Origin of the sequence: Halovibrio sp. HP20-59 (assembly GCF_033052795.2) — a bacterium.
Classification (GTDB): domain Bacteria; phylum Pseudomonadota; class Gammaproteobacteria; order Pseudomonadales; family Halomonadaceae; genus Vreelandella.
Genome location: NZ_JAWJUW020000133.1, coordinates 1 through 252 on the forward strand (window position 1 = coordinate 1; position 252 = coordinate 252).

Below are 252 nucleotides of genomic sequence, written 5' to 3' on the forward strand. Positions count from 1 at the left end.
CGGCGGCGCTTGTGCCGCGAGTTCCGCGAAGCGCGCTTTGACTTCTTCGTTCTCAAGTGACCTGGCAAGGGCGGCTTCCAGAGTAACAATGACAGCGGGCGGCGTTCCTGCAGGCGCTGCCAACGCATTCCAGACCTGAAGGTCGAATTTCGGTACATTTCCTTCGGCGAAGGTCGGTACGTCTGGTACTTGAGCCAAGCGCTGCGCTCCAGTCAGCCCGATTGATCGCACAAGACCGTTCTGATGGGCCGG

The 252-nt window shown here is 60.3% G+C and carries 1 protein-coding gene; it reads right to left on the minus strand.

The window, feature by feature from the left end; all coding sequences use genetic code 11:
• Window positions 1-231, minus strand: a 231-nt coding sequence (locus RZA33_RS19645) for a tripartite tricarboxylate transporter substrate-binding protein (RefSeq protein WP_317509936.1), incomplete at its 3' end; no start/stop codon positions are given.
• Window positions 232-252 lie beyond the last annotated feature (21 nt).